The organism is Microbacterium sp. CFBP 13617 (assembly GCF_014839445.1).
In the GTDB taxonomy this organism is placed as follows: Bacteria; Actinomycetota; Actinomycetes; order Actinomycetales; family Microbacteriaceae; genus Microbacterium.
In genome coordinates, this window is the sequence record NZ_JACYNW010000004.1 from 567,866 (window position 1) to 589,127 (window position 21,262).

Below are 21,262 nucleotides of genomic sequence, written 5' to 3' on the forward strand. Positions count from 1 at the left end.
TCTGGCATCACGGGTTCTTTGGAGCGTGTGGTGTCCAGGCGCCGGATCAGACCGAATGTGTCTGCCGGTAGCTCATGGGTGGAACATTTGATGGGGTGCTGTTCGGGTTTTCTTCGTCCTTAGTACACCGCTTGCGGTGGGAACGGGATGGGGTTGGTTCGGGTAGTACATGCACGCTGTTGGGTCCTGAGGGACCGGGCGCTGATTGCGTCAGTCTTCGGGCTGGGGTGGTTGGTGGCTGTTTCCTTGTGGGCCTCGTCTCGGCGCCGGTGTTCCGGTGGTTGGGGTGGGGTACCGCCCGTACTTTGAGAACTACACAGTGGACGCGAGCATCTTCGACATTGTCCTTCGGGATGGTGTCGTGAAGATGATCTTAAAGATCATTAGTCAATTTTTTGACGATTCAACTCATGTGATTTCAAGTCTTTAAGAGCAAACGGTGAATGCCTTGGCATCTGGAGCCGAAGAAGGACGTAGCAATCTGCGATAAGCCTCGGGGAACTGATAAGCGAGTTTTGATCCGAGGGTGTCCGAATGGGGAAACCCCGCTGGGCGGCGTGCCGACCTGGTGACTCCCGCCTGAATATATAGGGCGGGTAGAGGGAACGTGGGGAAGTGAAACATCTCAGTACCCACAGGAAGAGAAAGCAAAAGCGATTCCGTAAGTAGTGGCGAGCGAAACCGGAAGAGGCTAAACCTAGCGTGTGTGATAGCCGGCAGGTGTTGCACGTTGGGGGTTGCGGGACTTTTCTGATTGTTCTGCCGAGCAGTCGACGTTACAAGTAGGTATAGACGAACGGTTTTGAATGGCCGGTCATAGAGGGTGCGAACCCCGTAGTCGAAATGCCTGTTCTTGGCGTGAGAAGTATCCCAAGTAGCACGGGGCCCGAGAAATCCCGTGTGAATCTGTCAGGACCACCTGATAAGCCTAAATACTCCCAGATGACCGATAGCGGACAAGTACCGTGAGGGAAAGGTGAAAAGTACCCCGGGAGGGGAGTGAAATAGTACCTGAAACCGTTTGCTTACAAACCGTTGGAGCCTCCTTAGTAGGGGTGACAGCGTGCCTTTTGAAGAATGAGCCTGCGAGTTAGTGATACGTGGCGAGGTTAACCCGTGTGGGGTAGCCGTAGCGAAAGCGAGTCTGAATAGGGCGTTTGAGTCGCGTGTTCTAGACCCGAAGCGAAGTGATCTATCCATGGCCAGGTTGAAGCGACGGTAAGACGTCGTGGAGGACCGAACCCACTTAGGTTGAAAACTGAGGGGATGAGCTGTGGATAGGGGTGAAAGGCCAATCAAACTTCGTGATAGCTGGTTCTCTCCGAAATGCATTTAGGTGCAGCGTTGCGTGTTTCTTGCCGGAGGTAGAGCTACTGGATGGCCGATGGGCCCTACAAGGTTACTGACGTCAGCCAAACTCCGAATGCCGGTAAGTGAGAGCGCAGCAGTGAGACTGTGGGGGATAAGCTTCATAGTCGAGAGGGAAACAACCCAGACCACCAACTAAGGTCCCTAAGCGCGTGCTAAGTGGGAAAGGATGTGGAGTTGCTTTGACAACCAGGAGGTTGGCTTAGAAGCAGCCACCCTTGAAAGAGTGCGTAATAGCTCACTGGTCAAGTGATTCCGCGCCGACAATGTAACGGGGCTCAAGCACGCCACCGAAGTTGTGGCATTAGCATTTTTGGTAGGCCTTCGTGGTCCAGCCGTGTTGATGGGTAGGAGAGCGTCGTGTGGCGAGTGAAGCGGCGGGGTGACCCAGCCGTGGACGCCACACGAGTGAGAATGCAGGCATGAGTAGCGAAAGACGTGTGAGAAACACGTCCTCCGAAAGACCAAGGGTTCCAGGGTCAAGCTAATCTTCCCTGGGTAAGTCGGGACCTAAGGCGAGGCCGACAGGCGTAGTCGATGGACAACGGGTTGATATTCCCGTACCGGCGAAGAACCGCCCAAGTTAATCCAGTGGTGCTAAGAGTCCTAGCTCAGAATTGTTTGGATCCCTTCGGGGTGATGGACGTCTGTGTGAACGCTCGACCCCATGCTGGTGCGGCTAGCGTATTAACAGGTGTGACGCAGGAAGGTAGCCCAAGCCAGGCGATGGTAGTCCTGGTGCAAGTGCGTAGGCCGAGTGATAGGCAAATCCGTCACTCATTGAGGCTGAGACACGATGCGGATAAAAAGTGGGTGATCCTATGCTGCCAAGAAAAGCATCGACGCGAGGTTCAAGCCGCCCGTACCCCAAACCGACTCAGGTGGTCAGGTAGAGAATACCAAGGAGATCGAGAGAATCGTGGTTAAGGAACTCGGCAAAATGCCCCCGTAACTTCGGGAGAAGGGGGGCCATCCACTTATTAGGACTTGCTCCGAAAGGGTGTGGTGGCCGCAGAGACTAGTGGGTAGCGACTGTTTACTAAAAACACAGGTCCGTGCCAAGTCGCAAGACGATGTATACGGACTGACGCCTGCCCGGTGCTGGAAGGTTAAGAGGACCGGTTAGCCGTAAGGCGAAGCTGAGAATTTAAGCCCCAGTAAACGGCGGTGGTAACTATAACCATCCTAAGGTAGCGAAATTCCTTGTCGGGTAAGTTCCGACCTGCACGAATGGCGTAACGACTTCCCAACTGTCTCAACCGCGAACTCGGCGAAATTGCATTACGAGTAAAGATGCTCGTTACGCGCAGCAGGACGGAAAGACCCCGTGACCTTTACTACAGCTTGGTATTGGTGTTCGGTGTGGCTTGTGTAGGATAGGTGGGAGACTGTGAAGCATTCACGCCAGTGAGTGTGGAGTCATTGTTGAAATACCACTCTGGTCACTCTGGATATCTAACTTAGGACCGTGATCCGGTTCAGGGACAGTGCCTGGTGGGTAGTTTAACTGGGGCGGTTGCCTCCCAAAATGTAACGGAGGCGCCCAAAGGTTCCCTCAACCTGGTTGGCAATCAGGTGGCGAGTGTAAGTGCACAAGGGAGCTTGACTGTGAGACTGACAGGTCGAGCAGGGACGAAAGTCGGGACTAGTGATCCGGCAGTGGCTTGTGGAAGCGCTGTCGCTCAACGGATAAAAGGTACCTCGGGGATAACAGGCTGATCTTGCCCAAGAGTCCATATCGACGGCATGGTTTGGCACCTCGATGTCGGCTCGTCGCATCCTGGGGCTGGAGTAGGTCCCAAGGGTTGGGCTGTTCGCCCATTAAAGCGGTACGCGAGCTGGGTTTAGAACGTCGTGAGACAGTTCGGTCCCTATCCGCTGCGCGCGTAGGAAGTTTGAGAGGATCTGACCCTAGTACGAGAGGACCGGGTTGGACGAACCTCTGGTGTGTCAGTTGTTCCGCCAGGAGCACCGCTGATTAGCTACGTTCGGGATGGATAACCGCTGAAAGCATCTAAGCGGGAAGCCGGCCTCAAGATGAGACTTCCATGCCCTTCGGGGCGAGAGGCTCCCAGCCAGACTACTGGGTTGATAGGCCGGATGTGGAAGCGTAGCAATACGTGAAGCTGACCGGTACTAATAAGCCGATGACTTGATAACACACCGTTTTTGGTGCTTGCGTCCACTGAGTGGTTCTCGATGTACGGTCGGGAACTCAACAATGATCATGTCGTTGTTGGTTTTTGAAACATCAATAGTGTTTCGGCGGCCATAGCGAGAGGGAAACGCCCGGTTACATTCCGAACCCGGAAGCTAAGCCTCTCAGCGCCGATGGTACTGCAGGGGGGACCCTGTGGGAGAGTAGGACACCGCCGGACTTCTTTTAGTCGGAATGGCCACCCAATGTTGGGTGGCCATTTCGCATTTACGGGCACATTTCCCGGGAAGGCCAGTCATGTCGACGAATGACGCGAACGATCGCAAGAGCAACGGAGGACGCTCGGGCGACCGCGCGTCCGGTCGCGGGCAGTCTTCCGGAAGGGACGGGGCGTCGCCACGCGGCGACCGTCCGTTCCGTCGTGAGGGCGATGCCCGTCCTCCGCGCGACAACGACCGCCCGTTCCGTCGGGACAATGATTCGCGTCCTGCGCGTTCGGGGGATTCGCGTCCGCCGCGTGAGGGTGACCGCCCGTTCCGTCGTGACAACGATTCGCGTCCGCCGCGTTCGGGTGACTCTCGTCCATCGCGTGACGGCGACCGCCCGTTCCGTCGCGACAATGATTCGCGTCCGCCGCGTGAGGGTGACCGCCCGTTCCGTCGTGACAACGATTCGCGTCCGCCGCGTTCGGGTGACTCCCGTCCATCGCGTGACGGTGATCGCCCCTACCGTCGCGACAACGACTCGCGTCCGCCGCGTGATGGTGACCGTCCTTACCGTCGCGACAACGACTCGCGTCCGCCGCGTGATGGTGATCGTCCTTACCGTCGCGACAATGATTCGCGTCCGCCGCGTGATGGTGACCGCCCGTTCCGTCGCGACAACGATTCGCGTCCGCCCCGTTCGGGTGACTCCCGTCCATCGCGTGACGGTGATCGTCCTTACCGTCGCGACAATGATTCGCGTCCGCCGCGTGATGGTGACCGCCCGTTCCGTCGCGACAACGATTCACGTCCGCCCCGTTCGGGTGACTCCCGTCCATCGCGTGACGGCGACCGCCCCTACCGTCGCGACAATGACTCGCGTCCGCCGCGTGATGGCGATCGTCCTTACCGTCGCGACGACGACTCGCGTCCGCCGCGTGACGGTGATCGTCCGTACCGTCGCGAGGGCGACAGTCGCGGTTTCGCCGGCGGGAATGACCGTCGTCCTTCGGGCGACCGTCGTCCCGGTGCGGGCGCACCCCGCCGCTTCGATCGTGACGACGCACGTGCCACGCGTCCGCCGCAGGACCGGCGCGAGCGGGGTCCGGAGATCCCCGAAGAGATCACGGCCTGGGATCTGCCGGGCGCGGCACGCAACGAGTTGAAGACGCTGAGCAAGGACAACGCCGAGAACGTCGCCCGCCATCTCGCGATGGCCGCGCGTCTCATCGACGAAGACCCCGCGCTCGCGCACGAGCACGCGTTGGCCGCCTCTCGGAGCGCCGGCCGTGTCGGCGTCGTCCGCGAGACGGTCGCCATCACCGCCTATGCGGTGGGGGATTTCGCCCTCGCCCTGCGAGAGCTGCGCACCCACCGTCGAATCACAGGCTCCGACGATCAGGTTCCGCTCATCGTGGACAGCGAGCGCGGAGTCGGCAAACCCGACCGCGCGCTGGAAGAGGGCCGCGCGGTGGACCGCTCGAAGCTCTCCGTCCCGGTCCGCGTGCAGCTCGCGATCGCGATGTCCGGTGCTCGTCTGGACCTCGGAGAAACGGAACGGGCGCTCCAGGAACTCGACATCCCCGAGGCCGACCCCGACCGTGCGTTCGAGTGGAGCCCCGCGCTGTTCAGCGCTCGCGCCGCGGTGCTCGAGGAGCTCGGGCGTGACGCCGAAGCGGCGGAATGGGAACGCCGTGCACAGATCGCCGCCGACGCCCTCGACGCCGCAGCGGGCGTCGCCGACCGCGAAGTGATCGTCGTCGAGGAGATCGAACTCATCGACGACGAGGGCGGTGTGGACGTGGCATCCGGGGTCATCCCGACAGAAGAGCCTGGCGTCGACGACATCGAAGACCTCGGCGACACCTCCACCGATGACGCCGATGTCACTGATGCTGACGCCGATGCGGTTTTTGCTGGCGCAGTGGACGTCGACGAGGCTGACGCTGACTCTGACGCTTCGACGGAGTCCTCCGCCCCCGACGAGGACGCGCGATGATCTTCGGCCGCGGCAGGACGGCGTCGACTCCGCTCGACGGCATCGACGTCGTGCTCGCCGACCTCGACGGCGTCGTGTACGCGGGCCCCGGTGCGCTCCCGCACGCCGTCGACAGTCTCAACCGGGCCCAGGACGAGGGGCGCCGGCTCGGCTACATCACCAACAACGCCTCGCGCACCGATGCATCGGTCGCGGAGCACCTCTCGTCGCTCGGACTCCGCGTCGCCGCCGAGGACGTCACGACGAGTCCGCAGGCGGCCATGCGGCTCATGCGCGACCTCGTGCCCGCGGGCTCCACCCTTCTCGTCATCGGCGGCGAGGGTCTCGTCGTTGAGGTCGAGAAGGCCGGCTTCGTCGTCACCCGCAGCGCCGACGACGCCCCCGCGGCCGTCGTGCAGGGCTTCGCCCCCGACGTGGGATGGGCGCACCTGGCGGAGGCGGCCTACGCGCTTGCTACCCCCGTCGAAGACGGCGGCATCCCGTGGGTCGCGACGAACACCGACTGGACCATTCCGCAGGCGCGTGGCATCGCCCCGGGAAACGGCACCCTCGTATCGGCCGTGCACACGGCGGTGGGACGCCTGGCGACGATCGCCGGTAAGCCCGAGCGTCCGATCTTCGACGAGGCGATCACCCGGACAGGGGCGAAGGCGCCGCTGTTCATCGGAGACCGGCTCGACACCGACATCCAGGGAGCGCGGACCGCGGGCATGCCCTCGCTGCTCGTACTGACCGGGATCGACCGGCCGAAGCAGGTGCTCGCGGCCATTGCGTCGCAGCGTCCCGACTACATCGTCGAGGATCTGCGCCAACTCTTCGAACCGTATCCCGAGACCATCGTCAAGGGCGCACGCACCCGCGTGGGTGACGCGATCGTCGAGGTCGATGGTGTCGACCTGCGCATCGTCGCGGAGGGCGGTCGGCAGATCGACCTTCTGCGCGCCGGAGCCGCGGCGATCTGGAACTCCGGACGCGCCATCTTCGGCTTCCGCGTACCCGAACAGCTGTACGCGGACCCGTTCCGCGTGCGCTGACGTCGGTAGCATGGCATCCATGTCGGACAGCTCCGCCCCCGATGCCGTTCCCGAACTCGTTGATCGCCTGCGGATGATCGAGGAGCAGCCGCTGGGAGCGCGCGCGGAGGCCTACGCCGCCGTGCAGGACGAGTTGGCGCGCCGCCTCGAATCGGCACCGACCGACACCCCGGCAGCGCGGCGGGCGTGACTCCCCGTCTCGATGCGGAGCTCGCCGCCCGAGGGCTCGCCCGCTCCCGCTCGCACGCCGCTCAGCTCGTCGTCGACGGGCTCGTGAGCGTCGACGGGCGTCCGGTCGTCAAGACGTCGGCGCAGGTCGGCGACGACAGCGTCATCGACGTGGCCGGATCCGACCATTACGTCAGTCGGGGAGCCCACAAGCTGCTGGCGGCGCTCGACGCTTTCGACATCGTCGTGGACGGTGTCGCCGCCGTAGACCTGGGCGCGTCGACGGGCGGCTTCAGCCAGGTTCTGCGCGAACGCGGCGCTCGCCCCGTCTTGGCCGTCGACGTGGGCCACGGGCAGTTGTCCACCGTCGTCGAGTCCGACCCGGACGTGGTGTCGGTCGAGGGGTATAACGTGCGGTTCATGACCGCCGCCTCTCTCGCCGCCGCGACGGGCGTCGACGAGCGGCCACGCATCGTCACCGGTGATCTCTCGTTCATCTCGCTCCACCACGTTCTTCCCGCGATCGTCGAGACGATGGATCCGACCGCCGACGTCGTGCTGCTCATCAAGCCCCAGTTCGAAGTCGGCCGCACCGCGGTCAAGGGTGGGCTCGTCACCGACCCGGCTCTGCGGTCCGACGCCGTGCACGGCGTGCTGTGGGCCGCGTGGGACGTGGGCCTGCGCACCGCGGGTCTCATCGCGTCGCCGATCGTCGGAACCCATGGCAACCAGGAGTACGTCGCGTGGTTCTCGGCCGTCCACGGCACAGAGCCCTCACAATGGGAGAGCACCGTGACCCGACTGACCGGAAGCCGATGACCCCCAGCGATCGCCGAATCCTCCTCGTCGTCCACGCGCGCCGTGACGACACCGTCCATGCCGCCGAACGCATCATCACGGCCATCTGCGCGGCGGGGGCGACTCCCGTCGTCTCGGCCGAGGACCGCCCCGAACTCGCCGAGCGCCTCGGACTCGAGGGGGTGGCGACCCTGGGTGTCGACGTGGGCATCGACGACGTCGAGCTCGCCATCGTCCTCGGCGGGGACGGCACCATCCTGCGCGCGGCCGAGATGGTGCGCGGAAGCACGGCCCCCATCCTCGGCATCAACATGGGGCACGTGGGATTCCTCGCCGAGATCGAACGCGATGACATGGACGACGCGGTGCGTCGGGTGATCGACCGGGACTACACGGTCGAGGAGCGCCTCGCGCTCGCCGTCAAGATCGAAGACGCCGACGACCGTGTCATCTTCGAGACGTGGGCGCTCAACGAGGCCACCGTCGAGAAGGCCAGCCGCGAGCGCATGCTCGAGGTCGTCATGGCCGTCGACGGTCGCCCGCTGTCGTCGTTCGGCTGCGACGGCGTCGTCGTCGCCACCCCGACCGGCTCGACCGCCTACAACTTCTCGGCCGGGGGCCCCATCGTCTGGCCGACCGTCGAGGCGATCGCCGTCGTGCCGCTGTCGGCGCACGCGCTCTTCGCGCGCCCCCTGGTGGTGAGCCCCGAGGCCACTGTCGCGGTCGAGGTCTTGGAGCGCACGAGCGGCAGCGGCATCCTGTGGTGCGACGGTCGCCGTTCGCACGACCTGCCCCCGGGTGCGCGCGTCGTCGTGCGCCGGTCGTCCCGGCCCGTGCGGCTGGCACGGCTGCACCCGGCCGCCTTCACCGATCGCCTCGTGCGCAAGTTCCACCTCCCCGTGACGGGTTGGCGGGGCGTGGCGGGGGGACCGTCATGATCGAAGAGATGCGCCTGCGCGATCTCGGTGTGATCGCCGACGCCACCTTGCCCATGGGGCGGGGATTCACCGCCATCACGGGCGAGACCGGCGCCGGCAAGACGATGGTCGTCACCGGTCTCGGACTGCTGCTCGGCCAGCGCGCCGACTCGAGCGCCGTGCGCAAGGGCGCGGCGCAGGCGACGGTCGAGGGCGTCTGGCTCGTTCCCGAGGACGGCCCCGTGGCCTCCCGCGTGCGCGAGGCCGGCGGTGACGTCGAACCGGTGGGCGGCGGCAGCGCTGAGCTGTATCTCGGTCGCACCGTCTCGAGCGAGGGACGAGGACGCGCGACGGTCGGCGGACGCACCGCTCCGGCCGGTGTGCTCGCCGACCTCGCCGACGATCTCGTCGTCGTGCACGGGCAGTCCGACCAGCTGCGGTTGAAGTCTTCGTCGGCACAGCGCGACGCACTCGACCGCTTCGGCGGCGGCCCGGTGACGGCGGCCCGCACCGCCTACCGCGGCGCGTGGGACACCTGGCGCGCCCTCGACGCCGAGCTGACCACCCTCACCACCGATCGCGACGATCGCGCCCGAGAAGCCGCGCAGCTGCGAGCCGCGATCGCCGAGATCGAAGCCGCTGCCCCCGTCGAAGGCGAAGAAGACGAACTGGCTCGGCGCGCGGAGCGTCTGGCGAACGCCGAGGAACTGCGCCTGGCGGCGGTCACCGCGCACGCGGCGCTGTCTAACGACGACGGCACCCCTGACGTGGTCACCCTGCTCGCCGAGGCGCGCCGAGCCCTCGAACGCATCGCGGGCAGCGACGCCGCGCTCGCGGCGATCGGAGAACAGGTCGCCGATCTCGGCTACAGCGCCACCGACGCGTCGGTGGCGCTGTCGGGGTACCTCGCCGATCTCGACGAGTCCGGTCCGCACGAGCTGTCGGCCGTGGACGAGCGAAGGGGCGTGCTCGCGGGTCTCGTTCGCGCCCACGGATCGGTGGATGCCGCGATCGCACTGCTCGAGACGGGTTCGGCCCGTCTGGTCGAACTCGACGACGACGGTGACCGTATCGAACGCCTCAGCGCGCAGCGCGACGCGGCCGCGACAGAACTGGATGCGGCCGCCGAAGACCTCAGCGCCGCGCGACGGGACGCCGCCGCGCGCCTCGGTGCCGCGGTGACCGAGGAGCTGCACGCTCTGGCGCTCCCCGACGCCCGGCTCACGGTCGAGGTCGCCCCCGCTGTTCCCGCCGGGCACGGCCGCGACGAGGTCACGATCCTGCTCGCTCCGCACCCCGGCGCGGATCCGCGAGCCGTATCGCGCGGGGCCTCGGGCGGAGAGCTCAGTCGTGTCATGCTCGCCATCGAGGTTGTCATCGCCGGAGTCGACCCGGTTCCCACGTTCGTCTTCGACGAGGTCGACGCCGGGATCGGCGGTGCCGCGGCGATCGAGGTGGGCCGCCGGCTGGCACGGCTGGCGGAGTCGTCGCAGGTCATCGCCGTCACCCACCTGGCCCAGGTCGCTGCCTTCGCCGGGAACCACCTCACCGTCGTCAAGGGCAACGACGGTGCGGTCACGGCATCCAGTGTCCGGCGACTCGACGGCGCGGAACGCGAGGCCGAGATGGCTCGCCTGCTGTCGGGCCTGAGCGATTCCGACGCCGCCCTCACCCACGCCCGGGAGCTGCTGCAAACGGGACGCTCCGTTCGGTGACGCGCGCTCGCCGCACGATCTTCACGCTGCGGTGATGCGGATGTCGGAGGGTGGTGGGAGACTCCCGAACGAGGCGGATGAGATCCGCGAGAACCATCGACCGAGCTGACTGATAGGATCGAAGCCCGTGATGCAGACTTCGGACGCGGGACATTCAGACGACAAGATCTTCACGACGAAGCACATCTTCGTCACCGGAGGAGTGGTCTCCTCCCTCGGAAAAGGCCTGACGGCGGCAAGCCTCGGCAATCTCCTCACGGCGCGAGGCCTGCACGTGGTCATGCAGAAGCTCGACCCGTATCTCAACGTCGATCCGGGAACGATGAACCCGTTCCAGCACGGCGAAGTCTTCGTGACCGATGACGGTGCCGAGACCGACCTCGACATCGGGCACTACGAACGCTTCCTCGACATCGAGCTGAGCCAGGCGGCCAACGTCACCACCGGCCAGATCTACTCGCAGGTCATCGCGCGCGAGCGCCGCGGCGAGTACCTCGGCGACACGGTGCAGGTCATTCCGCACATCACCGACGAGATCAAGCGCCGCATGCGCCTGCAGGCCAGTGAGAGCCCGCAGCCCGACGTGATCATCACCGAGATCGGTGGAACGGTCGGCGACATCGAGTCGCAGCCCTTCATCGAATCGGCACGCCAGATCCGCCACGAGCTCGGCCGCAAGAACGTCTTCTTCGTGCACGTCTCGCTCGTGCCCTTCATGGGCGCGTCGGGCGAGCAGAAGACCAAGCCCACCCAGCACTCCGTCGCGACGCTGCGCTCCATCGGCATCCAGCCCGATGCCCTGGTGCTGCGCAGCGACCGTCCCGTCACCGAGTCGAACAAGCGCAAGATCGCGCTCATGTGCGACGTCGACGAAGACGCGGTCGTCAACGCGATCGACGTGCCCAGCATCTACGACATCCCCTCGATGCTGAACGATCAGGGTCTCGACGCCTACATCGTCGACGCGCTCGACCTCGACAAGGCGGCCGACGTCGACTGGTCGCGGTGGCAGCGTGTGCTGCAGGCGGTGCACAACCCCAAGCACGAAGTCACCATCGGGCTCGTCGGCAAGTACATCGACCTCCCCGACGCCTACCTGTCGGTCACCGAGGCGATCAAGGCGGGCGGCTTCGGCCAAGAGACCCACGTGACGATCACGTGGATCCCGTCCGACCTGTGCGAGACGCCCGAGGGCGCCGAGAAGGCTCTGGCGGCTGTCGACGGCATCATCGTGCCCGGCGGGTTCGGTATCCGCGGCATCGAGGGCAAGCTCGGCGCGCTGCGTTTCGCGCGCGAGCAGGGGATTCCCACCCTCGGCATCTGCCTCGGTCTGCAGTGCATGGTCATCGAGTACGCGCGCACGATGGCCGGTCTCGAGGGTGCCTCGTCCAGCGAGTTCGACCCCGACACCGTCCACCCCGTCGTGGCGACCATGGCGGAGCAGGTCGACATCCTCGAGAGCGGCGACCTCGGAGGCACGATGCGCCTGGGCCTGTACCCGGCCGCCCTCGCCGACGGCTCGCTCGCCGCAGACCTGTACGGGCAGTCGCAGATCTCGGAGCGCCACCGTCACCGCTACGAGGTCAACAACGCCTACCGCCAGCAGCTGAGCGACGCCGGTCTGGTGTTCTCGGGCCTCAACCCCGACCTCGACCTCGTCGAGTTCGTCGAGCTGCCGCGCGACGTGCACCCGTACTACATCGCCACCCAGGCCCACCCCGAGCTGCGCTCGCGCCCGACCGAGCCCCACCCGCTGTTCAGCGGCCTGGTCGCGGCGGCTCTCGACCGTCACCGTTCGAGCGAGCTGTTCGACGTCGAGGAGGACTGACGTGGAAGAACTGCGCGACGAATCCGTCGAGCTCGAGGTGCTCTCGAGCGAGCTCGTCTACGAGGGCGCGGTGTGGGACGTCCGCTCCGACACCGTGCGCTACGGCGACGGCGAGATGACCCGTCAGTACGTCGCCCACCCGGGAGCGGCCGCGGTGGTGGCCATCGACGACGACGGGCGCGTGGTTCTCATCCAGCAGTACCGGCACCCGATCAAGGAACGCGACTGGGAGATCCCGGCCGGGCTCCTCGACGTGGCCGGCGAACCCCCGCTCGAGACGGCGAAGCGCGAGCTGACCGAAGAAGTCGACCTCGAGGCGTCGCGGTGGCAGCACCTCGTGTCGATGCACACCACCCCCGGTGGCAACGACGAAGTCGTGCACCTCTTCCTCGCGCGGGGACTGACGACGGTCGAGACCGACTACCAGCGCGAGCACGAAGAGTCCGACATGCGCGTCGAGCGGGTGCCGCTGGCCGATGTCATCGACGGTGTGCTGTCGGGGCGCCTGCGCAACGGCATCCTCGCCACCGGCGCGCTCGCCGCGGCCGAGGTGCTGCGCCGCGAGGCCGCGTCGGCCTGACGTGGAGCTCGAGCGCGCGGTCGAGACCTACCTCCGCCACGTCGCGCTCGAGCGTGGGCTCTCGGACCACACGTCCGCCGCGTACCGCCGTGACCTGACGGTGTACGTCGCCTGGCTGCGGGAGCGAGGGGTGACGACGATCGATGCCGTGACGCCGGCTCTCATCGCCGACTTCGCCGCAGAACGCGCGTCGGCGGAACCTCCTCCTGCGTCGTCGTCGCTCGCGCGCCTGCAGTCGTCGGTGCGGGGATTGCACCGTTTCCTCGTGCGTGAGGGGCGCGCCGACGATGACCCGACGGGTCGACTGCGGCCCCCGAAGGCACCCCGCCGTCTCCCCAAGGCGCTCACCATCGCCCAGGTCGACCTGCTGCTGGATGCCGCGGGTCCCGCGCCCAAGACCGAAGACGCCTCAGCGGCGGAACCGTCGGCGATCCGAGATCGGGCGCTGCTGGAGCTGCTGTACGCGACCGGCGCGCGGGTGTCGGAGATCGTGCAGCTCGACGTCGACGACACCGCGCACGGTGACCTGCTGCGGGTGCGCGGCAAGGGCGACAAGGAGCGCATCGTGCCGGTGGGCTCCTACGCGCGTGCCGCGATCGAGGCGTACCTCACGCGGGTGCGTCCGGGCTTGGCATCCCGGGGACGCGCCACACCGCGACTGTTCCTCGGGGTGCGCGGGGCGCCGCTGTCGCGACAGAGCGCCTGGCTGATCATCCAGGCCGCCGCCGAACGCGCCGAACTCACCGCGCACGTCTCGCCGCACACGCTGCGGCACTCGTTCGCGACGCACCTGCTGCAGGGTGGGGCGGACGTGCGGGTGGTGCAGGAACTGCTCGGCCACGCGTCGGTGGCCACGACGCAGATCTACACGCACGTCACGGTCGACGCGCTGCGCGACGTGTACGCCACGTCGCATCCGCGGGCGCGGTGACGGGGGCGTCAGCGTGCCCTGAGAGACTAGAGGGATGACCGCAACGCTCGTCGCACAGGGCCTCGCCGGAGGCCACGGACACCGCACCCTGTTCGACGGCATCGACCTCACCGTCGCCCCCGGGGACGTGATCGGGGTCGTCGGGGCCAACGGTGCGGGCAAGTCCACGCTGCTGCGTCTGCTCGCCGGCGTCGACGAGCCGCAGGGCGGGTCGATCACCCTCGCGCCGGCCGACGCCTTCGTCGGTTGGCTGCCGCAGGAGCACGAACGCGTGCCCGGTGAGACCGTCGCCCAGTACATCGGCCGCCGCACCGGGTCTACCGAGGCGACACGCGAGATGGACGCCACCGCGGCCGCGCTCGGAGATCCCGATGCGGTGGGGGCCGACGACGCCTACGCCACCGCACTCGAACGCTGGCTCGCCAGTGGAGCCGCCGATCTCGACGAGCGGATGCCGGTGGTCCTGGCCGACCTCGGCCTGCAGGTGGGACCGGATGCCGACATGACCGGGCTCTCGGGAGGGCAGGCCGCGCGCGTGGGGCTCGCGGCGCTGCTGCTCTCGCGGTTCGACATCGCGCTGCTCGACGAACCCACCAACGATCTCGATCTCGACGGCCTCGAGCGACTGGAGACGTTCGTGAGGGGGCTGCGGGGCGGCGTGGTGCTCGTCAGCCACGATCGCGAGTTCCTCGCGCGCTCGGTCACGCGAGTGCTCGAGCTCGACTTGGCGCAGAGTTCCCACCGCGTGTACGGGGGCGGCTACGACGCCTACCTGGAGGAACGGGCGACGGTGCGCCGGCAGGCGCGCGAGAAGTACGAGGAGTACGCCGAGACGAAGGCCGACCTGGTCGGGCGGGCTCGCACCCAGCGCGAATGGTCGAGTCAGGGTGTGCGCAACGCGATGAAGAAGTCACCCGACAACGACAAGATCCGCCGCAAGGCCGCGGCCGAATCGAGCGAGAAGCAGGCGCAGAAGGTTCGACAGATGGAGAGCCGGATCGCGCGGCTCGACGAGGTCGAGGAGCCCCGCAAGGAATGGCAGCTCGAGTTCACGATCGGGTCGGCGCCACGGTCGAGCTCGGTCGTCTCTACGTTGTCCGCCGCGGTGTTCCGGCAGGGTGACTTCACCCTCGGCCCGGTGTCGCTGCAGGTCAACGCGGGCGAGCGCATCGGCATCACCGGCCCCAACGGTGCCGGCAAATCGACGTTGCTGCGCGGCATCCTGGGTCGTCAGGCGCCCGACGAGGGCTCGGCGAGCCTCGGCGCCAGCGTCGAGATCGGCGAGATCGACCAGGCGCGCTCGCTGTTCGTGGGGGAGCGCCCGCTCGCCGAGACCTTCGAGGGCTTCGTGCCGGAGCTCAACGCGGGCGAGGTGCGGACGCTGCTGGCGAAGTTCGGGCTCAAGGCCGATCACGTCGCCCGCCCCGTCGACCAGCTGTCGCCGGGGGAACGCACGCGCGCGGGGCTGGCCCTGCTGCAGGCCCGCGGCGTCAACGTGCTCGTGCTCGACGAGCCGACCAACCACCTCGACCTGCCCGCCATCGAGCAGCTCGAGCAGGCGATGGAGTCGTACACCGGCACGCTGCTGCTCGTCACGCATGACCGGCGCATGCTCGCCGCGGTGCAGACCGACCGGCGCTGGCGCGTCGAGGCCGGGGTCGTGACCGAGCTGTAGGGAGACCCGCACAAACGCTGATCCTGCACGGAAACGCTCAGACAGCGCGTTTCTGTGCAGGATCAGCGTTTATGCGTGGGGAGGGCGGGGGTCAGCGCCCCTGGCGCTTCTTGTACGGCTTGGGCTCGCCCTTGACGATGGGGGCGCGGCCCTTTCCCTTGGACGCTTTGGCTTTGCCTCCGCCGGGTGCCTTCTGGCGAGGAGCCGCGGGCGGCGCGTCGGCGATGCGGTGCCGGGCCTCGGTGAGGAGCAACTGGCCCGCGGGGGTGAGCTGCGTGGGCGGGGTGCGCGACACGAGCGGCTGCCCCACCTCTTCTTCGAGCTTGTCGATCGTCGTGTACAGCGAGGCGAGGGGGATGCGGAGCTTCTCCGCCGCGCGGGGGAAGTGCAGCTCCTCGGCGAGGGCGGTGAACCGGACGAGGTGCTCGAGCTTCATGGCATCCATTCTCGCGTGTTCGGCGGCAGCCTGTTGAGTGTCCACGACGCGCCGCCCGCGCACCGGGCCCCGCGGCGTGTTCTGGACACTCAACAGGGGGTGGGCGGCGGGGCGGGCGCGGCGGGGGCGGGTTAGGCGGCTGAGGCGAGCATACGGTCGGCGGTGCGCAGCGACAGGGCCATGATCGTCAGCGCCGGGTTCGCCGCGATCGCCGACGGGAACACCGAGTTGTCGCAGATCCAGAGGTTGGGGATCTCGTGCGAGCGACCGTCGGCGTCGACCACCCCGTCGGAGGGATCGTCCGACATGCGGCACGTGCCGATGGTGTGCGCCGAGCGGGCCAGCACCATCGTCTCGCGCGCCCCCGCAGCCTGCATCACCCGCAGCATGAACGCGGTGGCGTGGCGGTCGATCGCCTTCTCGTTCTCGCCCGCGGTGAACGTCACCCGAGCGCGAGGGATGCCGAACTCATCGGTCTCGTCGACCAGCTCGAGCCGGTTGTCGTCGGACGGCAGGCACTCGGCGTTGATGCCGATGCCGGCCATGAAGCGCGCCTGGTCGAGCCGCTGCATGAGCTCCGGGCCCCACAGGCCGCCCCCGCGGGTGAGCGTGGTGGCGAAAGTGAGGGGCATGACGCCGAGGCTCTGCACGAGGTAGCCCCCGGCGAAGTCCGCGTCGGCGGGACGCATCATGTCTTCGCTGATGAGCGACGACGGATACCCGCGGTGCCCGCGCACCGGCTCGTCGAACCGGCCCCACACCTGCGTCGCCCCGTGGGCGAGGAAGTTGCGGCCGACCTGACCGTTGTCGTTTGCCAGACCCGTGTGCAGCAGCAGTCGGGGCGTTTCGACCCCGCCTCCGGCCAGGACGAGGGTCCGGCAGCGCTGGCGTCGATCGACACCGTCCTTGCGGTAGACGACCGCCTCGACGTGACCGCGGGCGTCGAGCTCGATCCCGTGCACCATCGCCTCGCTGCGGATCTCGGCCCCGGCGGCGACCGCCGCGGGCAGATACGTGTTGGCGGTGGAGGCCTTGGCGTCGTTACGGCATCCCTGGTGGCACTCGCCGCAGTTGACGCACGCGCCGCGCTCGCCGTGGTGATCCTGCAGACGCGCCCGGGTGAGCACGGCCGCCGGCGCGTCGGCCCAGCGGATGCCGAGGGCGTCGCAGCCCTTCGCCACGAGGTTCGCCGGCGCGTTGCGCTTCGCCGGCGCGTAGGCGTACCGGCGGCTCGGGTCCCACGGGTACGGCGTGGGGCCGGAGACGCCGATGTCGCCCTCGACGCGCTCGACGTAGCTCAGCAGCTCGTCGGGGTCGACGGGCCAGTCGCGGCCCTGCCCCGACTCGGTGCGCAGCTTCAGGTCACGGCGGTCGGGACGGGGCGTGAACGCCCCCCAGTGCAGCATCGAGCCCCCGACGCCGCGCCCGCTGTTGTTGGGTCCGAACGCGGTGGGGTCGTCGCCGCCGCTGAGGCGCTCGGACATCCAGTTGATCTCGACGGCCTCGGTCTCGTCGGGGGTCAGGTCGTCGAGCGAGAAGTGGCGTCCGGCCTCCAGCGCCACGACGCTGAGGCCCTTGCCCGCCAACTCCGCCGTCAGGGGCGCGCCACCGGCGCCCGTGCCGATGACGACGACGTCGACGATCTCGTCGTCGGTGAAGGTGCGCATCTGCTCGAGGTTCATGCTGCGTCTCCCGCCGCGATCGAGCCGCCGACACCGGCGGGCTCCCAGTCTTCTCGGCGTCCCAGCCGCAGTTCCACGTAGCCGCGCATCGGACTGCCGCCGGTGGCGAACCCGTCGTACCCGACGCGCGCCATGCTCGCCGGGTGGGCCAGCCATTGCCGCACGAGGTCGTTGCGGGCGTCTTCGAGCCACGCCGTCAGCTGAGCGGCGTCGAAGGAGCCCGTCGCCTCCGTCGTTCCCTCGATCGCGGCGCGCACAACGTCTTCGCGCGCAACGGGGTCGGTCGGCCACACGGATGCCAGGGTGTCGAGCCCCGCTCGATACGCCTCGGGGTCGGGCGGCAGGTCGGCGTTTCGCCACCCGTCACCCTCACCGCGCGCGAGCTGCGCGTCGACGCGGGCGGCGAGGTCGATCGCCGGTCCCTCCTGCGGGACGACGATGTCGGCGATCTCGCGGAGCAGCATGAGTTGTGCGACGTCGAGCACTTCGGGGGCGTAACCGCGGTCGTCGGGAACCGCGCGACGGTTCAGGATGCCACGCACGCGGGCATCCACGCGCTCGCCGGCGATGAGGGTCGCCCACTCTGCGGGGACGACGGGGCCGAGCAGCGCCTCGTCGGTCGCGAACCGTGCGATCGCGTCGGCCGCTTCGGGTGCGCGCTCCAGGGGGATCATGTGCCCCGTGTCGTCGAGGGGGACGAACCGCGCGCGCGGGTACACCGCGGCGAGCAGGCCCGGCTGCGCCGCGGCTCCGAGATCGGCGTCGTCGGTGCCCGCCAGCACGAGCGCCGGGAGGTCGAGGGTGCCGACCTCGGCGGTCGCGTCGATGCGGCTGCCCGTCTCGAGCCACGCGCGCCACGCGGCGGGAGAGGTGCGTCCGAGATCGGCCAGGGCGAGGCGGCGGGCTTCGGGATCGAGCGGCTCGGCGGTGTTCTGCTCGAGGAAGGTCTCGGCATCCGTCTGCGAGATCGCCCCGTCGGACACCCACGACAGCATGAGCTCGCGGCGCTCCTCGTCCATCGGCTCGGGACGCGGGGGCGACGGCGCCATCAGCACCATGCCGCTCAGGCCGACCAGGGGGGCGTCTCCGCGCAGGATCCGGGAGGCCACGAGTGCGGCGACCTTGCCGCCCATGCTGTGGCCGCCCAGCATCCACCGGCCGCGCGCGTGGGCAGCGAGGTGGCGGACGACGTGGGCGACGGTGGCGTCGAGGGAGGAGTCCGTCGCGGCCGCCGCCGAGCCGAAGCCGGGGAGGTCGATGCCCTCGACGCGCACCCGGCCCGAGAGCTGTGCGGCGACGCGATCGAAGGAGTCGGCGCTCGCGCCGAGCGCGTGCAGCATGTACAGGGTGATGGGCGCCTCGCCCGGGGCGACGGCGTTCTCGGAGGGCATGTCTTCACGCTCGCTTACCGCGGGGGTGCGGAAGGGTCGGTTGCGGATCGGGATGTTTTGCGCAAGGGCACCGCGGGCCTCGCGGCGGTGGCGGCGGGATGCGTTCCGAACTCCTGAGAAACCGGCGCCACCGGGCGGGTGAAGGGCGCGCGGCATCGGCGGAGGTGGAGAAGTCAGGAGTTCGGCCCGGGGCGGGGCCGGGCGCGAGGCGGGCCGGTCAGGGCGTGACCATGCCGCCGTTCACGTTCAACGTCTCGCCCGAGACGTAGCTGGACTCCGCCGATGCCAGGAACACGAACGCCGGGGCGATCTCGGCGGGCTGCCCCGCGCGCTGGTAGGTGCTCTCGTCGTCGAAGTGCTCCATCTGGTCGTCGGAGACGCCCTGGCTCACCTGCAGCGCCGACCACGTGGGACCGGGGGCGACGACGTTGACCCGGATGCCGCGGGGGGCGAGCTGCTGGGCGAGGCCCTTCGACAGGTTGTTGATGGCCGCCTTGGTGGCGGCGTAGTCGAGGCGGTCGGGGGCGGGGACGTAGGCCTCGAGAGACGCGGTGTTGATGATCGTGCCGCCCTCGGGAAGGTGCGCGAGCGCGGCCTTGGTGATCCAGAACGGGGCGAAGACGTTCGTGCGGAACGTCTGCTCGAACTGCTCGTCGGACAGGTCGTCGACCTTGTCGACCATCACCTGCTTGCCCGCGTTGTTCACCAGGATGTCGAGGCCACCGAGCGCCTCGGCGGCCTGGGCGACGAGCTCACGGCACGCGCTCGGATCGGAGATGTCGATCGCGATCGAGACGCCCGTGCGCCCGGCATCCCGGATCTGCTGCAGGATGTGGTCGGCGTCGCGCTGCTCGGCGGGCAGGTGAACGATCGCGACATCGGCGCCCTCGCGGGCGAACGCGATCGCCACGGCCCCGCCGATGCCGGAATCGCCGCCCGTGATGAGTGCCTTGCGTCCGACCAGGCGGCCCAGGCCGCGGTAGGTCTTCTCGCCGAGGTCGGGCACGGGGGTCATATCGGCCTGCACGCCGGGCTCGGGCTGATGCTGAACGGGCGGCTCGACGCGGGCGTAGCGGGTGACCGGGTTGTCGAAGGTGAACTGGTCGCGAGCGGAAGTCATGGCCCGACGGTACGCACCGGCCCCCGTGTCGGCCGGGGGCCTTGACGGAATTGCGGATGCCGCGCACGCCACGCTTCACCCGGGGGCGCCGCCGCCCTCGCCCGCCGGTGACGGCGCGGGGGATCCCTAGCGTCGACGGGTGACCGCCCCCGCGCCCCGCCGTGTCCTGCACCTCGTCGACCGGGTGACGGGAGGTGTCCCCGTCGCGGTGCGGACGTACGTCGCGAACTCCCCGGCCGGCGTCGACCACGTCATCGCCGCGCCGTTCTCGGACGGCGCCCCCGCCGCGGTGTGGGAAGGAACCACCGCGAGCCATCGGGAGTGGGACACGGCATCGATGGGGCGGGCGGTTCTCGGGCTGCGACATCTGCTGCGCACCGCGTCGTTCGACGTGGTGCACGCGCACTCGACCTTTCCGGGTGCGTACCTCCGGCTGTGGGGAGCGCCGCGCCGCGCCCGCGTCGTCTACACCCCTCACTGCTACGCCTTCGTGCGCACCGACGTCGCCCCACCGGTGCGCGCGGCCTTCCGCGCCGTCGAGACGCTGCTGCGTGGGCGCGCCACCGTCGTGGCCGCGTGCGGCCCGGGGGAGAGCGCCGAGGCCCTCGGCCTGGGTGTCGCGCCGGAGCGCATCGTCACGGTCCCGAACGTCTCGTCGCTTCCCGACGCCGCCGCGCCGATCGCCGCTCGGCGGGCGCGGACGGCGGCAGCGTCGCTGCGCGTGGGCATGTTGGGGCGCTGGGCGGCCCAGAAGGACCCCGACTACTTCCGCGCGCGGGTGCAGGAGCTGCGCGCGGCGCTCGCCGAACCCGTGGAGGCCCGGTGGATCGGCAGCGCCGACGGGGGCGCCGCCGCCGCGGGGCACGACGAGCCGCGGGTGCACGTGACCGGCTGGCTCCCCGCGACCGAGGTCGGTGCGCAGCTCAGAGGGCTCGACCTCTACCTGCACACCGCGGCGTGGGAGGGATTCCCGATCGCGCTGCTCGATGCCCACGCGGTGGGGGCGCCGATCCTCGCGCGCGCCATTCCCGCCTTGCCCGGGCTTGCGCCCGCGTTGACGATCGAGCAGGGTCTCGGCGGCTTCGTGGATGCCGTTCGCGCCGGCCGGCTCGGGGCGTGGAGCGCCGCGAATCACGCGGCGTGGGGCGCCTACCTCGGGGATCGCACCGCGCGGGCGCAGCGGGTGGCGCTGGAGCGCGCGTGGTTCGGCGAGGTGGCCGACGGCGGGTCTCGCTGACGGGCCGTCGTCTGACGCGCCC

Annotated in this window: 16 protein-coding genes and 2 rRNA genes; 14 read left to right on the forward strand and 4 right to left on the reverse strand. The window is 68.3% G+C overall.

Annotated elements, in window-relative coordinates; all coding sequences use genetic code 11:
* The first annotated feature begins 416 nt into the window (after positions 1–416).
* From IFU40_RS14575 to IFU40_RS14635, 13 genes are all read left to right on the forward strand, one after another.
* Positions 417–3,528 (forward strand): 23S ribosomal RNA (locus tag IFU40_RS14575).
* Positions 3,529–3,629: 101 nt separating this feature from the next.
* A 5S ribosomal RNA gene (gene rrf, locus IFU40_RS14580) occupies positions 3,630–3,746 on the forward strand.
* Positions 3,747–4,001: 255 nt separating this feature from the next.
* Positions 4,002–4,895, forward strand: a complete 894-nt coding sequence (locus IFU40_RS14585; protein WP_191926781.1) for a hypothetical protein — start codon at positions 4,002–4,004, stop codon at positions 4,893–4,895.
* Entirely contained in the window at positions 4,892–5,728 is an 837-nt protein-coding gene (locus tag IFU40_RS14590) for a hypothetical protein (RefSeq protein ID WP_191926782.1), read from the forward strand. Before IFU40_RS14585 ends, IFU40_RS14590 begins: the two co-directional genes overlap by 4 nt.
* Positions 5,725–6,762 (forward strand): HAD-IIA family hydrolase, encoded by a 1,038-nt coding sequence (locus tag IFU40_RS14595; protein WP_070409253.1) that lies wholly within the window; start codon positions 5,725–5,727, stop codon positions 6,760–6,762. Before IFU40_RS14590 ends, IFU40_RS14595 begins: the two co-directional genes overlap by 4 nt.
* A 19-nt stretch (positions 6,763–6,781) precedes the next feature.
* Positions 6,782–6,952: a hypothetical protein gene (locus IFU40_RS14600; RefSeq protein WP_181015925.1), complete on the forward strand. Its 171-nt coding sequence runs from the start codon at positions 6,782–6,784 to the stop codon at positions 6,950–6,952.
* Complete coding sequence (locus tag IFU40_RS14605) at positions 6,949–7,749, forward strand: SAM-dependent methyltransferase (protein ID WP_191926783.1); 801 nt, start codon at positions 6,949–6,951, stop codon at positions 7,747–7,749. The genes IFU40_RS14600 and IFU40_RS14605 overlap by 4 nt, the downstream gene beginning before the upstream one ends.
* On the forward strand, positions 7,746–8,666 hold the full coding sequence (locus tag IFU40_RS14610; RefSeq protein ID WP_055939285.1) for an NAD kinase: 921 nt from the start codon (positions 7,746–7,748) through the stop codon (positions 8,664–8,666). Before IFU40_RS14605 ends, IFU40_RS14610 begins: the two co-directional genes overlap by 4 nt.
* Positions 8,663–10,360 carry a DNA repair protein RecN gene (gene recN, locus IFU40_RS14615; protein WP_191926784.1) on the forward strand — a complete coding sequence of 566 codons (1,698 nt, stop codon included), beginning with the start codon at positions 8,663–8,665 and terminating at the stop codon, positions 10,358–10,360. Before IFU40_RS14610 ends, recN begins: the two co-directional genes overlap by 4 nt.
* Positions 10,361–10,490: 130 nt before the next feature.
* Positions 10,491–12,188, forward strand: a complete 1,698-nt coding sequence (locus tag IFU40_RS14620; RefSeq protein WP_070409257.1) for a CTP synthase — start codon at positions 10,491–10,493, stop codon at positions 12,186–12,188.
* 1 nt (position 12,189) lies between these two features.
* The gene (locus IFU40_RS14625) at positions 12,190–12,768 is read left to right on the forward strand and encodes an NUDIX domain-containing protein (protein WP_055839970.1); all 579 of its coding nucleotides are present in this window, start codon (positions 12,190–12,192) and stop codon (positions 12,766–12,768) included.
* Between the two features lies 1 nt (position 12,769).
* Positions 12,770–13,699, forward strand: a complete 930-nt coding sequence (gene xerD, locus IFU40_RS14630; RefSeq protein ID WP_055939282.1) for a site-specific tyrosine recombinase XerD — start codon at positions 12,770–12,772, stop codon at positions 13,697–13,699.
* A 34-nt stretch (positions 13,700–13,733) separates the two neighbouring features.
* Positions 13,734–15,374 (forward strand): ABC-F family ATP-binding cassette domain-containing protein, encoded by a 1,641-nt coding sequence (locus IFU40_RS14635; protein WP_191926785.1) that lies wholly within the window; start codon positions 13,734–13,736, stop codon positions 15,372–15,374.
* A 91-nt stretch (positions 15,375–15,465) separates the two neighbouring features.
* On the opposite strand, the gene IFU40_RS14640 is transcribed toward IFU40_RS14635, so the two are convergent.
* From IFU40_RS14640 to IFU40_RS14655, 4 genes are all read right to left on the reverse strand, one after another.
* Positions 15,466–15,810 (reverse strand): LysR family transcriptional regulator, encoded by a 345-nt coding sequence (locus tag IFU40_RS14640; protein ID WP_055839982.1) that lies wholly within the window; start codon positions 15,808–15,810, stop codon positions 15,466–15,468.
* A 131-nt stretch (positions 15,811–15,941) separates the two neighbouring features.
* Positions 15,942–17,492 (reverse strand): GMC family oxidoreductase, encoded by a 1,551-nt coding sequence (locus IFU40_RS14645; RefSeq protein WP_191926786.1) that lies wholly within the window; start codon positions 17,490–17,492, stop codon positions 15,942–15,944.
* Complete coding sequence (locus IFU40_RS14650) at positions 17,489–18,883, reverse strand: alpha/beta fold hydrolase (RefSeq protein WP_191926787.1); 1,395 nt, start codon at positions 18,881–18,883, stop codon at positions 17,489–17,491. The genes IFU40_RS14645 and IFU40_RS14650 overlap by 4 nt, the downstream gene beginning before the upstream one ends.
* A 217-nt stretch (positions 18,884–19,100) precedes the next feature.
* Positions 19,101–20,003, reverse strand: coding sequence for an SDR family oxidoreductase (locus IFU40_RS14655; RefSeq protein ID WP_055839994.1), 903 nt, complete (start codon positions 20,001–20,003; stop codon positions 19,101–19,103).
* Positions 20,004–20,142: 139 nt separating this feature from the next.
* On the opposite strand from IFU40_RS14655, the gene IFU40_RS14660 reads away from it, so the two are divergent.
* Positions 20,143–21,240, forward strand: a complete 1,098-nt coding sequence (locus IFU40_RS14660) for a glycosyltransferase (RefSeq protein ID WP_191926788.1) — start codon at positions 20,143–20,145, stop codon at positions 21,238–21,240.
* Positions 21,241–21,262: the final 22 nt, after the last annotated feature.

Coding starts and splice junctions, on each gene's coding strand:
- IFU40_RS14585 (WP_191926781.1), top strand. CDS start 4,002: ATGATTCGCGTCCTGCGCGTTCGGGGGATTCGCGTCCGCCGCGTGAGG.
- IFU40_RS14595 (WP_070409253.1), top strand. CDS start 5,725: ATGATCTTCGGCCGCGGCAGGACGGCGTCGACTCCGCTCGACGGCATC.
- IFU40_RS14600 (WP_181015925.1), top strand. CDS start 6,782: ATGTCGGACAGCTCCGCCCCCGATGCCGTTCCCGAACTCGTTGATCGC.
- IFU40_RS14610 (WP_055939285.1), top strand. CDS start 7,746: ATGACCCCCAGCGATCGCCGAATCCTCCTCGTCGTCCACGCGCGCCGT.
- recN (WP_191926784.1), top strand. CDS start 8,663: ATGATCGAAGAGATGCGCCTGCGCGATCTCGGTGTGATCGCCGACGCC.
- IFU40_RS14620 (WP_070409257.1), top strand. CDS start 10,491: ATGCAGACTTCGGACGCGGGACATTCAGACGACAAGATCTTCACGACG.
- IFU40_RS14635 (WP_191926785.1), top strand. CDS start 13,734: ATGACCGCAACGCTCGTCGCACAGGGCCTCGCCGGAGGCCACGGACAC.
- IFU40_RS14640 (WP_055839982.1), bottom strand. CDS start 15,810: ATGAAGCTCGAGCACCTCGTCCGGTTCACCGCCCTCGCCGAGGAGCTG.
- IFU40_RS14645 (WP_191926786.1), bottom strand. CDS start 17,492: ATGAACCTCGAGCAGATGCGCACCTTCACCGACGACGAGATCGTCGAC.
- IFU40_RS14650 (WP_191926787.1), bottom strand. CDS start 18,883: ATGCCCTCCGAGAACGCCGTCGCCCCGGGCGAGGCGCCCATCACCCTG.
- IFU40_RS14655 (WP_055839994.1), bottom strand. CDS start 20,003: ATGACTTCCGCTCGCGACCAGTTCACCTTCGACAACCCGGTCACCCGC.